Source organism: Rhodothermales bacterium, assembly GCA_041391505.1.
Classification (GTDB): domain Bacteria; phylum Bacteroidota; class Rhodothermia; order Rhodothermales; family JAHQVL01; genus JAWKNW01.
Genome location: JAWKNW010000048.1, coordinates 1 through 18950, shown reverse-complemented (window position 1 = coordinate 18950; position 18950 = coordinate 1). Strand labels below are relative to the sequence as shown.

At 64.7% G+C, this 18950-nt stretch carries 13 protein-coding genes and 1 tRNA gene; 12 read left to right on the top strand and 2 right to left on the bottom strand.

The window, feature by feature from the left end; all coding sequences use genetic code 11:
- Window positions 1–80: 80 nt before the first annotated feature.
- Window positions 81–165, bottom strand: a tRNA-Leu gene (locus R2834_24090).
- 207 nt (window positions 166–372) lie between these two features.
- Here R2834_24090 and R2834_24085 point away from each other — a divergent pair.
- The 8 genes from R2834_24085 (at window position 373) to R2834_24050 (ending at window position 12440) form a co-directional block, all read left to right on the top strand.
- A complete protein-coding gene (locus tag R2834_24085; GenBank protein ID MEZ4703432.1) occupies window positions 373–1188 on the top strand; it encodes a cytidine deaminase in 816 nt (271 codons plus the stop codon).
- A gap of 6 nt (window positions 1189–1194) precedes the next feature.
- Complete coding sequence (locus R2834_24080; GenBank protein MEZ4703431.1) at window positions 1195–2163, top strand: calcium/sodium antiporter; 969 nt, start codon at window positions 1195–1197, stop codon at window positions 2161–2163.
- A gap of 86 nt (window positions 2164–2249) precedes the next feature.
- Window positions 2250–4421, top strand: a complete 2172-nt coding sequence (locus tag R2834_24075; GenBank protein MEZ4703430.1) for a VWA domain-containing protein — start codon at window positions 2250–2252, stop codon at window positions 4419–4421.
- Window positions 4418–5191 (top strand): hypothetical protein, encoded by a 774-nt coding sequence (locus R2834_24070; GenBank protein ID MEZ4703429.1) that lies wholly within the window; start codon window positions 4418–4420, stop codon window positions 5189–5191. The genes R2834_24075 and R2834_24070 overlap by 4 nt, the downstream gene beginning before the upstream one ends.
- Window positions 5192–5246: 55 nt before the next feature.
- Window positions 5247–6446: an amidohydrolase gene (locus R2834_24065; protein MEZ4703428.1), complete on the top strand. Its 1200-nt coding sequence runs from the start codon at window positions 5247–5249 to the stop codon at window positions 6444–6446.
- Window positions 6447–6562: 116 nt separating this feature from the next.
- Window positions 6563–8863, top strand: a complete 2301-nt coding sequence (locus R2834_24060) for a lamin tail domain-containing protein (GenBank protein ID MEZ4703427.1) — start codon at window positions 6563–6565, stop codon at window positions 8861–8863.
- Between the two features lie 309 nt (window positions 8864–9172).
- Window positions 9173–9532, top strand: coding sequence for an iron-sulfur cluster assembly accessory protein (locus R2834_24055; GenBank protein MEZ4703426.1), 360 nt, complete (start codon window positions 9173–9175; stop codon window positions 9530–9532).
- A 313-nt stretch (window positions 9533–9845) separates the two neighbouring features.
- Window positions 9846–12440 carry an ATP-dependent Clp protease ATP-binding subunit gene (locus R2834_24050; GenBank protein ID MEZ4703425.1) on the top strand — a complete coding sequence of 865 codons (2595 nt, stop codon included), beginning with the start codon at window positions 9846–9848 and terminating at the stop codon, window positions 12438–12440.
- Between the two features lie 7 nt (window positions 12441–12447).
- On the opposite strand, the gene R2834_24045 is transcribed toward R2834_24050, so the two are convergent.
- Window positions 12448–13224 (bottom strand): rhomboid family intramembrane serine protease, encoded by a 777-nt coding sequence (locus tag R2834_24045; GenBank protein MEZ4703424.1) that lies wholly within the window; start codon window positions 13222–13224, stop codon window positions 12448–12450.
- Between the two features lie 161 nt (window positions 13225–13385).
- Between R2834_24045 and R2834_24040 the strand changes: the two genes are divergently transcribed.
- From R2834_24040 to R2834_24025, 4 genes are all read left to right on the top strand, one after another.
- On the top strand, window positions 13386–14492 hold the full coding sequence (locus tag R2834_24040) for a prephenate dehydrogenase (protein MEZ4703423.1): 1107 nt from the start codon (window positions 13386–13388) through the stop codon (window positions 14490–14492).
- A 142-nt stretch (window positions 14493–14634) separates the two neighbouring features.
- A complete protein-coding gene (gcvT, locus tag R2834_24035) occupies window positions 14635–15750 on the top strand; it encodes a glycine cleavage system aminomethyltransferase GcvT (GenBank protein MEZ4703422.1) in 1116 nt (371 codons plus the stop codon).
- A 67-nt stretch (window positions 15751–15817) separates the two neighbouring features.
- Window positions 15818–18394, top strand: coding sequence for a DNA translocase FtsK (locus R2834_24030; protein MEZ4703421.1), 2577 nt, complete (start codon window positions 15818–15820; stop codon window positions 18392–18394).
- An 8-nt stretch (window positions 18395–18402) separates the two neighbouring features.
- Window positions 18403–18950: ATP-grasp domain-containing protein (locus tag R2834_24025; GenBank protein MEZ4703420.1), on the top strand; the 548-nt coding region annotated here is incomplete at its 3' end.

Genomic DNA, 18950 nt, shown 5'->3' with positions numbered 1-18950 from the left:
CGATGCGGTATGCGGCAGCGGACCTCTGCGCAAACCTGTAACCTGCAAACCTGAAACCGCCACCACATCCGATGGCATCGTACCGAGGGCGGGACTCGAACCCGCACGAGGGTTGCCCCTCAACGGATTTTAAGTCCGTTGCGTCTACCATTTCGCCACCCCGGCAAGGAACGGTTAATCGCGGATCGGGAAGCGTCGATGATTAGGAGACGATGAGAAAGGGACCGCCCCCCGACCACTCGCCCGCGATCGGCGTTAAAACTACCCCAATTTCCCGCATCGCGCAACGCTTCGCGAGAAACGCAACCGCGGGGAGGGAAACATAAAATGCGGGAATCGACTCTCAACACCCCCCTGAACTCCCCTCCCGACATGAAACATACGCCGGCTGACGCCTCGGCCCGGCTCCGCGCCCTCGCGCGAGCGTGGGTGCACCGCGCCTACAGCCCCTTTTCGCATCGACCGGACGCCGCCATCCTCCTCCTCGGCGACGGCGCCTGGGTGCCCGGCGTACGCGTCGAAAGCGCCTCGTATTCCCTCGAAATCCCGTCGGTGCAGAACGCGATCTCGACCGCCGTGGCCCTCGGCCGGCGCGACATCGTCGCCCTCGCCATGAGCCGGCCCATCACGCCGGAAGACGCGGCCTACCTCGGTACGCTCCCGGAAATCGCGCTCGCGCAGGTGGATGAAGCGCTCTTCGCCGCCACCGGCCCCCTCCCGCAGGTCGCGCCCGAACCGTTGTCTCCGTACCTCGATGCCGACACGCCGGCAACATCCGAGGAAGGCCTCGGCATCGCGCGTCGGCTCGCGGCGCGCGCCTATGTGCCGGAATCCGACTTCCCCGTCGCCTGCGTGATCGAGACGGGCACGGGCCTGCTCGTGCCGGGGGTCAACGTCGAACACCCGACCTGGTCGCGCATTCTATGCGCCGAGCGGAACGCGCTGGGGACGCTGGTTACCTACGGCATCCAGGACCCTGAGACCATGTACCTCACCTGCACGCGCGAGCCGGGATGCACGCCATGCGGCGCCTGCCGGCAACTGCTGGCGGAACTAACGCCTGAGGCTACGCTTTGGATGGACTCATCCATACCGGGAGGACGTGCCGCTCACCCCTACGAGCTCCTGCCCGAGTTCTTCACCGGCGCTACCCTCTTTCGAACGCCCAATCCCCGCGACACCGCCTGACGCTGTATGATACCTCTCCAGTTGCTCATTTTTGTGATCGGATTGGTAATACTGTATTTCGGCGCGGAGTGGCTCGTAAAAGGCGCCGCCGGCCTGGCCATTCGGTACGGCATACGCCCCATGGTCGTGGGCATCACGGTGGTGGCGCTGGCCACGTCGATGCCCGAGTTCGTCGTCAATTTCCTCGCGGCGCTCGATGGCGAGGACAGCCTGGCCCTGGGCAACGTGGTGGGGTCCAACATCGCCAACATCGGGCTGATTCTCGGCATCAGCGCGCTCGTTCTCCCGCTCGCGGTATCCTCGACGACGCTCCGCAACGAGTACCCGATGATGATGGGCGTCGCGCTGCTCTTTTACCTCCTGTCGCTGGATGGCACCATCAGCCGGATCGACGGCGGCATCCTGATCACCGGACTCGCCGCCTTTTTTATCTATGTGATCCGCGACACCCGCAAACATGCCGCCCTGGTGACCCGCGCCGTTGAGGGTGAAGAGGACGAACTCGCCGGCTCCGGCGACCCGATCTGGAAACAGGCCCTGTACATCGCCGCCGGCGTGGCCGCGCTGGCCGGCGGGGCACAGCTCATGGTCAAGGCCGCCGTCACCATCGCGGAATTTTTGGGCATCTCCCCCATCGTCATCGGCCTCACCGTGGTGGCCATCGGGACCAGCCTCCCCGAACTGGCCGCGTCCATCGCCAGTGCCCTGAAAAAAGACGCCGACATGTCCGTCGGCAACGTCCTCGGGAGCAATCTGCTCAACATCCTGTTCGTTATAGGCATGGTGTCGCTGATCCGTCCGCTCCACGTGGATACGGAATCGCTCCATATCCATTTCCCCGTGATGCTCGGTTTCAGCCTGCTGCTGCTCCCGCTCGCATGGACGCGGTTCCAGATATCCCGTCTCGAGGGGGCCCTGCTGCTGGCCGGGTTTGCGGGATACATCGTCTATCTCGTCCTCCCGTATGTCGGTTGATCGGTCGTGCGCGTGATCCTGCATCTTCTTTCCGGATCATCGCGTTCAATGCGACACCGCTCATCGAACGAATCTCGCCGCGCCGCATGTCGCTGACCTTCGGGCTCACACCGCTCCTGCTCATTCCCGCGCTGCTGGTGGCCATCGCGCTGGCTGTCTGGGTGTACCGCAACACAGTACCCGAACTCCCCACGGGGAAGCGCCTGCTGCTCACCGCCCTGCGCGCCGGCGCGCTGATGCTCGTCCTCTTCCTTCTCTTCGAACCGATCCTCGAACGCCGCACCCGGATCGAACAGCGCCCCGTTCTGGCCGTGCTCGTCGACAACAGCCAGAGCCTGTTGCTCACGGACATGCAGGGCGACTCCATCACGCAAGACGCCGGCTCGGACGTCCGCGCGGCCGTCCGCACCGTCCTCGGCAACGACTACCCCGGCGAAGTCGCCCTCTACCAGTTCGACGACGCGCTCAAACCCCGCCCTTCCGACCGGCCGGACGAAGCCGACTCGATCGGATTCACGGGCGAACGCACCAACGTCTCCGCGGCGCTGGAGCAGGTGCGCGAGGAGCTCAGCAACGAGAACCTGCAGGGCGTGGTGCTCATCTCCGACGGCCAGTACAACGCCGGCCGCAACCCGATTTATCTGGCCGAGCGGTATCCCGTGCCCATCCATACCGTGGTCATCGGCGACACTACGGCCCGGCGCGACCTCCAGATCCGGAGCGTCACGACGAACGAAATCGCGTTCGTGGGCGACGAACTGCCGGTGCGGGTCGGGCTTCGGGTGGAGGATTACGCCGGCGAACGCGTCCAGGTCGCGCTGCTCGAAAACGGCGCCCGCCTGGCCGGCGAAACCGTCGACCTGCCGGCCGGGACCGTCGAGATCCCCATCGACCTGTCCTTCATCCCCGAACAGGAAGGCTACCGCCGCTACACCGTCACCGTCACCCGCCTGGAGGGCGAAGCGACGTATCGCAATAACAGCGAAACGGTCACCGTGCGCGTGCTCCGCAACAAGCGGCAGGTGCTGCTCGTCGCCGCCGGCCCCGACCCCGACGTCGCGGCCGTCCGCCAGCTGCTCGAGACCAACGCCAACACCGAGATCACGTCGGTCGTCCAGAAAGGCGCCGGCTCGCTCTACGGCCAGCCCGACCTCGACAGCCTGGCTGCGTATGACGCCATGATCTTTGTCGGCTTCCCCGGCCGCAACGCCGACGCGGCCCTCGTCCAGCGCCTCGCGGACGCGGCACGCGGCGGGGTGCCGGTGTTCTTCATCCTGGGCCGGCAGACGGACCTCCGCCGGCTCAAGGACAGTTTTTCGGACGTGCTGCCCATCCAGCTGCAAACCATCCGGCAAAACGTCGTCGAATCGGCATTCGTCCCCACGCCGGCCGGCCTGCAGCATCCCGTGCTAGAAGCCTTCGCCGCCGATCCCGGCCTGTGGAAACAGCTCCCGCCGCTCGTCATGAACGACTCGCGCTGGCAGCCCTGGCCGGATAGCCGCGTCCTCGCCGTCAACGAAGTGCGCGGTGTCCGCCTGGACGACCCGCTCCTCACCATCCGGCACCGCGACGGCCATCGATCCGCGGCGCTGCTCGCCTCCGGCATCTGGCGCTGGAAAAACGTGCCCGAGGACCTGAGCGCGCCGGGCGAAGCCTGGGCCACGCTTTTTACGAACATCCTCCAGTGGATCACCACGAAGGAAGACGACCGGCCGGTGCGGGTCGCCCCCATCGAACAACTGTTCTCCGGGGGGGAATCCGTCACCTTCAACGGGCAGGTCTACGACGAAAGCCTCAACCCCATCGACGGCGCGGAGGTCGAGCTCGAAGTGACGGCGGCCAACGGCGTCCGCTACCCCTACACCCTGGAAGGCCTGGGCAACGGCCGCTACGCACTCGCCGTCGGCGCGCTCCCGGAGGGCAGCTATCGCTACCGCGCCGTGGCGAACCGCAACGGGCTGGAGCTGGGCGAGGACCAGGGGTCGTTCGCCGTCGGGTCGCTCACCCTCGAATTCAAGGAAACTACCGCAAACGCCCCGCTTTTGCGGCAGATAGCGGCCCGTTCAGGAGGGAACTTTTTGGATCCTGTAAACCTGAATGGCTTGCCCGACCTCTTGCTTCAGTCCGGTCGATTTGTGTCGACCTTTACAGAGGAACGGCAGGAGGAAGCGCTGCGACGCATGTATCTGTTTTTCGCGATCGTGGTAACCCTCCTCACGGCAGAATGGCTGATTCGTAAACGGAGCGGGTTGGTATGACGGACTCGGATTCATCGCCTCAATCGGGCGCATCGGTACGCGGCAACACGGCCCACCTGGCCATGATCCGCGAGGCCATTTCGGTCTACCGAGCCGGCAATACCGGCATCCCCTACGACACCCTGATCGATTTCGCCCAGCCCGTCCTCGACCATTATCACCTCGACCTGACGCATTGCCGCACGGCCGCGGTCGACGCCGGCAACGCCGGCGACATGGCGCTGCTGATCGACGTCCTCGAATCGGCGATGATCTTCTGGTCGTTCTTTTCGGCAGAAGCGGCGGGCGAGTCCGCCTCGTACGAGCAACTCAAAACGAGCATGCTCGGGCCGGAGCCCGACATGGCGGATGACCTCCGGTTCGACCAGCTTTTCCACGCCCTGCGCGAGGCCTTCGAGGAACTCGACGGCGCCGCCGCCGGCGTGCTCGCGTGGCAGCCGCCCCCCGGATTCTCCGAACCCTCCCCGGCCGACCTCTTCGAGGACAACCTGTTCTACGAGGAAGACGGCCCCGACCAGCCCGAATCGTTCGCGCTCTTCGCGCATCCCCTCTACGAAAACCCCGACCACCTGGCCGACCCCGATGCGATCGAACGCATCACGCAACTGGCCAGCGCGTACTGGGATCTCGCGCGGCTGAGCAACGAAGAGCGCGCCCCGGCGCTCGACGCCATGCTGGATCAATTCGCCCGGACGCCGGCCGAGCGCAAACGCCTAAAACAGGAGGCGCGTCAGATGCTCCAGCGGTATCAGGAGCTGTTTCCCGGATGAGGCGCCTTCCCGGCATCCCCATCCTCGTTCGCGCCCGCATTCGTACCCTCATACCATGTCCGAACTGCAAACCCTTCTCCAGGACCCCACCACCTTCAGCGCGTTTCTCGTCGGCACACGCCGGCATCTGCATCAATACCCCGAGGTCGGATTCCAAGAATTCGAGACCAGCCGGTACATTCGCGACACCCTGTCCGCCCACGGGCTCGACGCAGTAACCTCCATCGCCACGACCGGACTCTACGTCGACATCGTCGGCGCTCTGCCCGGCCCGAAAATCGGCTACCGAGCGGATATCGACGCGCTGCCGATCCAGGACGCCAAACAAAAACCGTATGCGTCGCGCCACGCCGGCGTGGCCCATCTGTGCGGGCACGATGTCCACACGACCGTCGCGATCGGCATCGCGCTGTGGCTCAACGAACGGCGCGACGACATGCGCGGCACGGTGCGCGTGTTTTTCCAGCCGAACGAGGAAGGCGCCCCGTCGGGCGCCCCGGTGATGATCCAGGATGGCGTGCTCGACGGACTCGAAGCCGCCTATGCGCTGCACGCCGACCCTACCCTGGCCTCGGGTAAAATCGGGCTCATCAAGGGCCCGATGACGGCCTCGTCCGTCCGGTTTCACGTGGAGATCTCCAGCCCCAGCACCGGCCATTCGGCCCGCCCTCACGAGACCGCCGACACGATCTGGATCGCCACCCAGATCCTGAATCTCTATTACCAGTTGACGGGACGCGTGTCCGATTCGCGGGATGCGACGGTGCTGACAGCCTGCCGCATCCATGCCGGCGACGCCTACAACGTCATCCCCAACTACATCGAGTTCGGCGGGACGCTGCGGTCCACGAGCATCGAAACGAGCGAGCGCATCCGGCTCCAGATGCTCCATGCGGCCGAGGAAATCGCCGCGCGCTACGGCGCCGCGGCGCGCGTCACGTTCGACGAAGGCGTCCCTCCCGTCATCAACGACGGCCGGCTCGTCGATCTGATCGCCCGGTCCATCCGCGAACACGCCGGCGAGCAGGTCATCTACCAGATCCCCCGCCCCAGCATGGGCGCCGAGGACTTCGCCAACTACCAGCGCCACATCCCCGGCGCGATGGTCCGCCTCGGCACCTCGTGCAACGCCGCCACTTCCTACCCGCTTCACGACGCCCATTTCGACGTCGACGAATCGGCCATGCCGTTCGCCATCGAAACCCTCGGCAACGTCCTGCTGGATCATCTGCGCTACGAACCGCTGAAACGGTAAGCGGGAATCAGGACCCGGGTGCGAGGGTCGTAAGCACGATTTCTCGAACAGCACGTTATGCGCGCCCACTCCGGCGTGTCTGGTAGGAGTAGATCCTTCCTCAACCCGGAGTGGCCATGCCGCATCTGATGTTGCTCCTCATCCTCCTCCTCGCCGGCGCGCCGCCGGCAGCCGTCCCGTCGTGGCGCGAAACGTTTGCGGACGGCGACCTTCGTCGCGACCCGGCGTGGACGGGCGACACGACCCGCTGGATGCTGGCGCCGGCGGGGGCGGACTGGATGCTCCTCAGCGCAGGACCGGAGGCGTCGGACACCCTCGCGCTCGAAACCGCGTCGACCGCGGCCTACGGCGCCTGGACCATCTCGGCCGGTTATGCCGGCGGCCCGCTCAGCAATTTCAACCTGTCGCGGATATACCTGATGGCGGAGGCCGGCGGCGCGCTGGATGAAGCCTCCAGCTACTTCATCCAGATCGGCAGCAACGACCATGACGTCCGCCTCTACCGCGCGGCATCGGGAATCCGGACGCTGCTGGGACAAAGCGCGCCGGACTACCTCGACGGCGACACGGCCCGGCTCGCGCTCCGGGTGGAGCGGCGGCGCGGCGCCGGCTGGCAGGTGTTCGACGGCGGCGTCCTGCTGTTCGAGGCCCCCGACGCCGGCGACGTGCCAGCGGCACGCTTCGGGCTCTGGGTGAAGCACACCCGCGCCCGGGGCGGCGACTTCTTCTTCGACGACATCGCCGTCGAGGGCGATGCCGGACCGCCTCCGCCGCCCGCACTGGAGCCCGGCGCCCTCGTCATCAACGAGATCCACTTCGCCCCGACGCCGTCCGCGGGCGAGTTTGTCGAGCTCTACAACCGATCCGCCCGGCCGATCAACCTGCGCGGCCTCACCCTGGCCGACGATCGGGACGAGCCGGCGCTCATTGCGCTGAACGACCTGTGGATCGAGCCGGATGCCTACCGCGTCCTCGTCCGCGACTCCGTCGTGTTTCGCGACCGATATCCCGGCGTCCCGGCCGTGACGATGCCGGACTGGCCGTCGCTCAACAACGACGCGGATGTCGTCACGCTGTACGCCGGAGCGACGCCCATCGACGCGGTCGCCTACGAGGCCGGCTGGGGGCTGCCGGGCGTCTCGCTGGAGCGGCGCGATCCGGGGGGGCCGGCCTGGCTCCCGGGCAACTGGGGCGCCTCCGTCGATCCCGACGGCGCGACGCCCGGCCGGCGGAACAGCCGCTTCGAACCGGACCGCACCGCCCCCGCCCTGCTGCTGGCCGAGTGGGACGCGGAGGAGCAGGTCACGACCTACTGGAGCGAACCCGTCGCGGTGGCCTCGGTGTCGAGCGATCGGTTCCGGATCGGTCCGGCCTCCCCGCAGCGGCTGGCGTTCATCGGGCCGGACGTCATCCGGCTGGTGTTCACCGGCCCGCCGGCAGGCGATAGGCTTCGCGTCTCCAGGGTGACGGATCTGACCGGGAACGACACCGGCGACCTGGACGCCCCGCTCGCCCGTGCGCCCGCGCCCGGAGAACTCGCCCTCAATGAAATCCTCTACGAGCCGCGCGCGGACCCCTTCGACAACCGGGCCGATCAGCCCGAATATGCCGAGATCGTGAATCGATCAAGCGACTGGCTCAGCCTGCGCCGGATCGAACTGGCCGGCCCCGAGGACGAACAGGGTGCGGCGGACACCCTGCGTCACGAAGCCCCGCCGACGGCGCTCGCGCCCGGCGCCCTGGCGATCTGGTATGCGGGCCGCGAAGGCGATCTCGCCGGCGCCTTCCCCTCCCTGCCGGCTCCTCACCTCGCGCCGCGCCTCTCGGTCGACGCCGCCACGCTGGGTTTCGGCAACAGCGGCGACACGATCCGCTTGCTGGCGGACGGTGCGCTGATCGATGCGGTGACGTACCGGCCCGACTGGCACTATCCGCTCCTGGCCGAGACGCGGGGTATCGCGCTCGAACGCCGGTGGCGCGATGCGCCGAACGACCTCGCGGCCTCGTGGTCGAGCTCCGTCGATCCGGAAGGCGGAACGCCCGGCCGGCCCAATTCGATCGCGCAGGAGCAGGCATCCGGATCGCCGCCGGCCGAGGGCCTCACGGTCGCGCCGTCCCCCTTTTCCCCGGACGGCGACGGCCACGACGATGCCGCGCTGCTGCGGGTCGCCTCGCTCGAGGCGCCGGCCGTCGTCCGGGCCCGCATCTTCGACAGCGAGGGCAACGCCGTGCGCCGGCTGGACACCGCGCGCCTCGCTGGCTTCGACACCACGCTGGCCTGGGACGGACGCGACGACGCCGGCGAGGTCGTGCGCATCGGGCTGTATATCGCCCTGGTGGACGTTTTTTATGCCGACCGCCGCGCCGGCCGCACGTACAAGGCGCCCGTCATCGTTGCGCGGCCGCTGGGAAAATGAGGAGATCGGCCGGAATCCCTGTCCCCCATTCCGCATCCTGCCTCACGCATCCCGCCTCCCCCACTCAAGGAAAAGCCGCCGCCGCCGATAATGGGGTCGTACCGTGCCGCGGCGTGGTGCGCTTGTTCTTTTCAGTCCTGGCACTGGTAACGGTTTGACATGCCCGATTGAAGCGGGCGAGGGGTCTTCGGATCCGTTTGCCGGGGAACTGCCCCACCAAGGTTTCGTTGGATCAGCAGCTACCCCAGACGACATCCTGAAGGATAGCCTCTCAACGCCCGAGTAGACGCATTACGGTACGGCAATCATATGCACGAGACGGAAACGCTGGCGCGGCCTGACGCTCCTGTTTCATTGAGCCCCCGAGCCGCTGAGGAGATCAAGAAGATCATCTCCACCAAAGAAATCCCGGATGGCTTCGGCCTGCGGATCGGCGTCCGCGGCGGGGGGTGTTCCGGGATGAGTTATGTCCTCGGATTCGATAAGAAACGCGAGCACGATCTGTCATTCGCGCACGAAGACATCGTGATCTACATCGACAAACGACAGGGCCTGTACCTGTTCGGAACGACGGTGGACTATCACGACGGCCTGAGCGCGCGCGGGTTTACGTTTAATAACCCGAATGCCACGTCGACCTGCGGTTGTGGCTCCAGTTTTGCTGCATAGTTCGGCCCGTTGAGCCGGCTTTCTCTGAGCAGTCCTCTTTCCGGATTCCATCGCGCGTGCCGGGCCTCGTGTCCGCGCCCGTATCTTCGGAACCCCCGTTCGTGGCGAGGAACTGCGCATGCAGGCTTCGGTTTACATACCAGACCTTTCTTGGCGAACGCGCCGGATCCATGCATGGCATGACCGGATCCAGCGCGTCCTTTGTACGAGGACGGCTACTAGCTTCCTGATTTTCCTAGATTCGACGGGATCCGCATACAAGTAACCGAGCGCCGGCCGTTCAACGGCCTCTATCGCTCAGAATGTGTAAGGCATGGAAGGGAATTTCTCAAACCGCGTTCGCGACGTCATCTCCTACAGCAGAGAAGAAGCGATTCGGCTCGGGCACGATTATATCGGCACCGAGCATCTTCTGCTCGGCATCATTCGGGAGGGCGAAGGTATTGCGGTCAAGATTCTGCGCAATCTTGGGTGCGACCTGTTCAAACTCAAAAAAGCCATAGAGGACACCGTCCGCAGCACGGGCGGTACGCTGACGGTGGGCAACATCCCGCTTACCAAGCAGGCTGAAAAAGTATTAAAGATTACGTACCTGGAAGCCAAACTCTACAAGAGCGACGTCATTGGAACGGAACACCTCTTGCTGAGCCTCCTGAGGGACGATGAAAACATCGCCGCCCAGATTTTGCAACAGGGCTTCTCGATCACGTACGATGCCGTACGCGCTGAGCTCGACTCGATCATCAGCGGTAAAGCCTCGTCGTCTTCCGGAAGCCGATCAGGAGGCCTCTCGTCCTCCGGATACGGAAAAGAGCGTAGTAAAATGGAAAAGAGCAAAACACCTGTTCTCGACAACTTCGGCCGCGATCTGACCAAGCTGGCCGAAGAAAGCAAGCTCGACCCCATTGTCGGACGTGAGCGCGAAATCGAGCGCGTGGCTCAGGTGCTGAGCCGCCGCAAAAAGAACAACCCGGTGCTCATCGGTGAACCCGGCGTCGGCAAGACGGCGATCGCCGAGGGACTGGCCATGCGCATCATCCAGCGCAAGGTGAGCCGGGTGCTCTACGACAAGCGCATCGTCACGCTCGACCTGGCCGCCCTCGTGGCCGGCACGAAATATCGTGGCCAGTTCGAGGAGCGGATGAAAGCCGTCATGAACGAGCTCGAAAAGAGCCCGGACGTCATCCTCTTCATCGACGAGCTCCACACGATCGTCGGCGCCGGCGGCGCCTCGGGCAGCCTGGACGCCTCGAACATGTTCAAGCCGGCCCTCGCCCGCGGCGAGATCCAGTGCATCGGCGCGACGACCCTCGATGAGTACCGGCAGTACATCGAGAAGGACGGCGCGCTCGACCGCCGCTTCCAGAAAATCATCGTCGATCCTTCCACCCCGGAAGAGACCGTCCACATCCTGCACAACATCAAGGACAAGTACGAGGAGCACCACAACGTGCGCTACTCGGACGAAGCCATCGATCTGGCCGTGCAGCTGAGCGACCGGTATATCACCGACCGCTTCCTGCCGGACAAAGCGATCGACGTGATGGACGAAGCCGGCGCGCGCGTCCATCTCTCCAACATCCGGGTCCCGAAAGAAATCGTGACCATCGAGGAGCAGATCGAGAAGATCCGCGAGGAAAAGAACCGCGTCGTGAAGAGCCAGCGCTTCGAGGAAGCCGCCCGCCTGCGCGATACGGAGAAAAAACTCCAGGAAGAACTCGAAGAAGCGAAGCGGGAATGGGAGCGCAAGGCGGAAACCGAAGTCCACGACGTTTCCAAAAAGAGCATCGCGGAAGTCGTCGCCATGATGACCGGCATCCCGGTCGACAAGATCTCCGAGCCGGAAAGCGCCAAGCTCCTCAACATGGAGGAGGAGTTGAAAGCGCGCGTGATCGGGCAGGACGAGCCGATCACCAAGCTCTCCCGCGCCATCCGCCGCACCCGCGCCGGCCTCAAGGATCCCAAACGGCCCATCGGCTCGTTTATCTTCCTCGGCCCGACCGGCGTCGGTAAAACCGAACTCGCCAAGGTGCTCACCGAGTACCTGTTCGACTCCCAGGATTCGCTTATCCGGATCGACATGAGCGAGTACATGGAGAAGTTTTCGGTCAGCCGCCTGGTCGGCGCGCCTCCGGGATACGTCGGCTACGAGGAAGGCGGCCAGCTCACGGAAAAGGTCCGCCGCAAACCGTATTCGGTCGTCCTGCTCGACGAAATCGAGAAGGCGCACCCGGACGTGTTCAACATCCTGCTCCAGGTGCTCGATGACGGCATCCTGACCGACGGCCTCGGCCGGCGGGTCGACTTCCGGAACACGATCATCATCATGACCTCGAACATCGGGGCGCGGGATATCAAGAACCTGGGCAAGGGCATCGGCTTCGCGGCCTCGGATGCCGGCTCCGATTTCAACTACTCCGCGCTCAAGAGCACGGTCGAGGACGCCCTCAAGAAGGTGTTCAACCCCGAGTTCCTGAACCGCATCGACGACGTGATCGTCTTCCATCCGCTGGAGAAGCAGCACATCTATCGGATCATCGATCTGATGGCGAACGACCTCTTCCAGCGCGCCCGCGACGTGGGCATCGAAGTCGTGCTCGAACGGTCGGCGATGGACTTCATGGCCGAGAAAGGGTACGACGCCAAGTTCGGCGCCCGCCCGCTCCGCCGGTCCCTCCAGAAATACGTGGAAGATCCGATGGCCGAAGCGATCCTGGGCAACAACCTGGCCGCCGGCGACAAGATCTTGATCACCTACGATACGGAGAAGGACCCCGGCACCCTGTCGTTCGAGACCACGAAAGGCACGAAGCCGAAGGAGTCGCGCAGCACCAAGAAGGGCACGAAGGGCTCCAAGGACGAAAACACGGAAGAATCGCCTTCCAAAGCTGAGGAAAGCGCCGAATAACGCGATCCTACCAGAGGCGACGCGAACGGTCGTAGACTGCGTACTTCTGGAACGGATTGTCCGGCTCTTCCCGGATGAAGCCGCGCATCACGAGCGCGAGCAACACGCCGGCAACGAATCCGCCGATATGAGCGCCGTAGGCAACCCCGCCTACGGCGCTTTGATTTACGATCGAGCCCCATCCACTGATCAGTTGCATGGCGATCCACAACCCGATCGCCAGCACGGCCGGCACCGAGACGACGGTATAGAAAAACAGGGCGTGGACCTTGTTTCGGGGAAAGAGCACCATGTAGGCCCCCAGCACGCCCGAGATGGCGCCGGAGGCCCCCAGGTTGGGGATCACACTGGTAGGGTCCAGCAGGATCTGGGCGATCGTCGCCGCGACCCCGCATGCCAGGTAGAGCGCCAGAAACGGCAACGCGCCGAACCGGTGCTCGACGTTGTCCCCAAAAATCCACAGATACAGCATGTTGCCTCCGATATGCCCCAGGCCGCCATGCATGAACATGGCGGTCAGAATGGTCAGAAAGATCGGGAACGGACCGGGCGCCTGCGGGATGATGGCGTATTCGCCTCCGCCGGCGGGCACGGTCTGCGGCTGCACCAGATCCTGCCCCGTGACGATCTCATACGGGATCACGCTGTATCCATACGTGAAGGTCTCGTTCGCCCCGCAACCCTGCAGAAACACAAATACCGCGATGTTGGCGGCGAGGAGCGTCATGCTCACCCAGGCCGGCCCCTGAATCTTGCGATTGTCATCGCCAATGGGAAAAAGCATGCATTGTCTCGGGAAACACAGGTAAAAGCGAGGCGGACCCGCCGGGGGGTGCGGTACTTTTCCCGCCCCATTCACACAGAAGCCTTGCGCCTCGCGATCGTTCTTCCGTTCCTTTCGGCGCAAAACGGACGCACCGGGCGGCCACGGCACAGTTTACGTACATGATCCAGAAGATAGCAATTCTCGGGCTGGGGCTTATCGGAGGTTCGCTGAGTCTCGCCCTGCGAAAGCATCGGAGCGATTTGCATCTCACCGGCTTCGATACGCCGGCCGTGCTGGACGAGGCGCGTCGCCGCAACGTGGTCGATGTCGGCCTCGGTTCGCCTACCGAGGCGGTCGCCGATGCCGACCTGGTCGTGCTGGCGACACCCCTGGGGCCCCTGATGAGCCTGCTGGAGACCATCGCGCCGGCGCTGAAGCCCGGCGCCCTCGTCACCGATGTCGGCTCGGTGAAAGGCCCCGTCCTGGCCCGCGCCGGCGAGGTGTTGCCCGAACACTGCGTGTTCATCGGCGGCCATCCCATGGCCGGCTCGGAGAAAAACGGCGTGGCTCATGCCGATCCGTTCCTCTTCGAGAACGCCACCTACGTCCTCTGCCCGCCCGAGCCGATCTCGGAAACCGACATCGCGCGGGACTACCCCGATTTTCTCGCCGTTCTCGGTGCGACGGGTGCGCGGATCCTGGTGATGGACGCGGCCCGGCACGACCGGATCGCGGCGGCCGTCAGCCACCTGCCCCAGCTCCTGTCCGTCACCCTCATGAACTTTGTCGGCGATCTCCACGAGGACGATGGCGGCGTGCTGCGCCTCGCCGCCGGCGGATTTCGCGACATGACACGTATTGCTTCGTCCTCGTTCGACATGTGGCGGGACATTCTCGTCGCCAACGAGGGGCCGATCCTCGACATGCTCGGCGGCTTCGCCGCCGCCCTCCAGAAAACCCGAAACCGGGTCTTCAGCGAGGATATGGACGCCATGCGTCAGTTTTTCGCCGATGCCCGGGCCCGCCGCGACACGATCCCGAAGACGACCAAGGGCTTTTTGCATCCTCTGGCGGACGTGTACGTCTACGCCGAGGACAAACCCGGCTTCCTCTTTCATCTGACGCGCGTGCTCCACGAAGCCAGTGTCAACATCAAGGATCTGGAGCTGCTCAAGATCCGCGAGGGCATCGAGGGTGTATTCCGCATCGGCTTCGCCGATCAGCCGACGGCCGAGACGGCCATGGGCGCGCTGGGCCGGGCCGGCTACACGACCTTCCAGATGTAAATGAATTAACGCCCATATATCCTTAGTTATCAACGAGTTAATTCCCGAGGGCATTGATTATCGCGGCGTGGATATGTATAATCCATGTTTGCGTGCCGATCGGTGCGTTCGCCTGAAACGTAGAGGGCCGCTGCCCTACCTGATGCAGACAGAAGAGCTTCGTACAACGCCGCTCCATGCGGAGCACATCGCGCTCGGCGCCCGGATGATGCCGTTCGGCGGATTCGACATGCCCGTCCAGTACAGCGGCATCATCGATGAACACATGGCCGTTCGCGAGGCAGCCGGCCTGTTCGACGTCAGCCACATGGGCGAGGTGATGGTCACCGGCCCGGAAGCCCTGGCCTTCGTCCAGCACCTGGTCACGAACGACGCGAGCAAGCTGTACGACGGCCGCGCCATGTATGCCGCGATGTGCATGCCCGACGGCGGCATCGTGGACGACCTGATCGTCTACCGCCTCAACGAGGCGCGGTACCTGCTGGTGATCAATGCCTCCAACATCGAGAAGGATCTCCGCTGGATGCGGGAAAACAACCCGATGCAGGCGCAGATCACCGATATCTCAGATAAAACCGCGCTCCTGGCCATCCAGGGGCCGGCGGCGACGGGCATCGTGCGCCGGCTGATGCACGGCGCCCTGCCGGACATCGCGTATTACCACGCCGTCGAGCCGTCGCCGGACGATTTTCTCGGGCTCGAGGGCGTCATCCTCTCGCACACCGGCTATACCGGCGAGCCCGGTCTGGAGATTTACTGCCGTACCGAAGACGCCGTCACGATCTGGCGCGCCCTGCTCAAGGAAGGCGCGGCGGACGGCATCAAGCCGGCCGGGCTCGGCGCGCGCGACACCCTGCGGCTCGAATCCGGATACTGCCTCTACGGCAACGACATCGATGCGACGACGACGACGCTCGAAGCCGGCCTCGGCTGGATCACCAAGCTGGACAAGCCCGACTTTATCGGCGCGGAGGCGCTGCGCCGGCAGAAGGCCGCCGGCATCCCCCGCCGGCTGATAGGATTTGTGATGGAGGAACGGAGCGTCCCCCGTCACGGTTACCCTATTCTGAACGAACAGGGCGAAGAAATCGGTCTGGTCACGAGCGGCACGCAATCGCCGCTGCTCGGCGCCGGAATCGGTATGGGATATGTCGTCAACGATCCCGCGTATACGACGCCGGGAGCTGTCATCGCGGTCGCGGTGCGCGAAAAACCGCGCCGCGCCGTCGTCAAAAAGCCCCCATTCCATAAAAACTGATTGACTGGGTATGGCCGTAGGAAGTAAGCCAAAGCGAGCATCCAATCGCGGCGCATCGGCTCCCATCGTGGCGTACGAGCGCAAGCAGGAAGTGCTCGGCCTCATCATGATGGCGATCGCGTTCCTGGTTTTCCTGGCGCTCGCCTCGTACACACAGGCGGACGATCGCCTCGTCGCCGGCGGCGGGCTCTCCGATGCCATCGCCACGGATAACCGCGCCGTCAACTCGCTCGGCCTCGTGGGCGCCGCGCTGGCCTATGCGCTCATCCCCAATTTCCTGGGCTATCCGGTGATGGTCTGGACGATCCTGCTCTTCTCCTGGGGCTACCTGTTCTTTCGCGACCGCCCCTCCCTGTACCTGCCGATGTACACCACCCTCGGGATGCTGGGCACGTTCGAGCTTTCGACGCTCTTCGGATGGTTCGGCGTCAAGACCGGGGCGAACCTGCAGCATTTCAGCGGGGCGGTGGGGATCGGCATCGCGGACTGGCTCATTCGCGTCTTCGGGGGCGCGGGCAGCTTTTTCCTGATGGGCGTCTTTATCATGATCACGGCGATGCTCATCATCGACCGGGACCTCCAACGGTCGATGGACCGCGTCGAGGAGATCATCGGCTTCTTTTTCACGGCGATCAAGGACGGCTTCCTGCTCATCAAACGCGAAGTGGTGGACAACCGCCAGAGCCGCATCAATCGCCTCGAGAAAAGCCGCATTGCGATGCTCGAGGAAGACGCGCTGCTCGCCGAAGCCGAGGCCGGCGCGGCTCCCCCGACCACGAAGGCCGCTCCGAAAGCGGCGCTGGGCAACGTTTCGGGCGTGCATACCTACCGCTCGGAAACCCCTCCGCTCGACGAGGACGACGAAGAGCACCAGCCGCCTCCGCCTTCCATCTCCCGCGCCCAGGTGCTGGTTCAGGATGGCGCGCATCGGGTAAACGACCTGTTTTCGCTGCATGGCGAGGGCATGACGCCGTCGGCGCCCTCCACCAGCGCCATCGACTTCCAGCGCGCCTTTGAAACGCCGCCGCCCGCGACACCCCCCCCTCCGCCGGCCGTCCGCCTCCCCGGTGACGACCTTAGCCTGACCGTGCAGCAGCCCATGCACGAGGAAAAGGCGGATCAGATCAAGGCCGCCCTCCAGGCGCAGTCCGAACAGTTCCAGTACCGGTTCCGATTCCCCTCGGTCGAACTGCTCGACCGATCTGACGACTCCATCGCGATCGACCGGGCGGAACTCGAGGAGAACAAACAGATCCTGCTGGACAAGCTGGCGACATACAACATCCAGATTACAGACATCAAGGCGATCGTCGGGCCGACGATCACCATGTACGAGCTGACGCCGGCGCCCGGGGTCAAGATCAGCAAGATCACGGCGCTCGAGAACGACCTGGCCATGGCCATGGCCGCCCGCGGCATCCGCATGATCGCGCCGATCCCGGGCAAATCCGCCATCGGCGTCGAGATCCCGAACCGGCACCGCGAACTGGTCCGCCTTCGCGACCTCATCGCCACGAAGCGGTTCAGCGAGGCGAAGATGCGCCTGCCCTTCCCGATCGGCAAAACCATCGAGGGGCAGGTTTATATCCAGGACATCGCCTCGATGCCGCACCTGCTGATCGCCGGCGCGACGGGCGCGGGTAAGTCGGTCTGCCTCAATACGCTCATCACCGGGTTGCTGTATGCGTGTCATCCGAACGACCTGAAGTTCGTGATGATCGATCCGAAAAAGATCGAACTCCAGCAGTACGGCCGCATCGTCGACCACTACGTCGCGATGCCGGAAAACTACGAGATGCCCATCATCACCGATGTGAGCCAGGCGCTCGGCGTGCTCCGCAGTTGCGAGCGGGAGATGGAATACCGCTACAATCTCTTGCAGAAAGCGATGGTGCGCGGGCTGCACGAGTACAACGAGAAGTTCAAAAAAGGCGAACTGGACCCGAATGTGCCGCACCGCCACCTGCCGTATATCGTGGTGGTGGTCGACGAGCTTGCCGACCTGATGCTCACCGCCGGCAAGGAAATCGAAGGGCCGATCGCGCGTCTCGCGCAGATGTCGCGCGCCGTGGGCATCCATCTCGTCCTGGCCACGCAGCGTCCTTCGGTGGACGTCATCACCGGCCTCATCAAGGCCAACTTCCCGGCGCGAATCGCCTTCCAGGTGGCGTCGAAGATCGACTCCCGCACCATCCTCGACGCCAACGGCGCCGAAGGTCTTGTGGGCAACGGCGACCTGCTCTATATGAAGGGCAGCCAGATGATCCGCCTCCAGGGCCCCTATGTGTCGGTCGAGGAAGTCGATTACATCACCGAGTTCATCGCAACCCAGCAGGGCCCCGGACCCTATCAGCTGCCGTCCATCGAGGACTCGCCGGAACTGGAGATCGTGGGCGGTTCAGGGGGCGGTTCGGACGATTTCGACGATCTGTTCAAGGAAGCCGCCAAAATCATCGTCCAGAGCCAGCAGGGATCGGTTTCGCTGCTCCAGCGGAAACTCTCGATCGGCTATACCCGCTCCGCCCGCATCGTCGACCAGCTCGAACGCGCCGGCATCGTCGGACCGTTCGAAGGGTCGAAGGCGCGCCAGGTGCTCGTCCAGGACGAGGCGGAGCTCGAAGAGATCCTGGGCAGCCGGTCCTGATCGAGCGCATGGCTGCTTCGCGTTTTCCACGTATCGGCATTCTGGGAGGCGGCCAGCTGGGCCGTATGCTGGCGCTCGCCGGCCTGCGCATGGGCTGCCAGATCCGCTTCCTCTCTCCGGAGCCCTCGGGCTCCATGGATGGCCTCGGAGAACCGATCGTTGGCGACTGGCAGGACCCCGACGTGCTGGCCCGATTTGCCGACGGATGCGATGTCGTGACGGTCGAAAGCGAGTGGGCGCCGCTGGAGGGGCTGCAGGGGATTGTTTCGGACGACAGGCTGTGGCCGCCGCCCGAGACGCTACGACTCGTGCGCGACAAGGGGCTCCAGAAACGTACGCTGGCCGCCGCCGGCCTGCCGACGCCGGCATTTCGTTGCTGCGCGACGATCGACGAGGCGTTGGATGCCGCCGGACACTTCGGCTACCCTGCCCTGCTCAAACGGTATCGGGGCTCCTACGACGGCTACGGCAACGCAACGGTGCGGCACCCGGACGAACTCAGGGCCGCATGGCCGAGGCTGGCCGAGGACGATGGCCTGCTCGTCGAGGCCTGGGC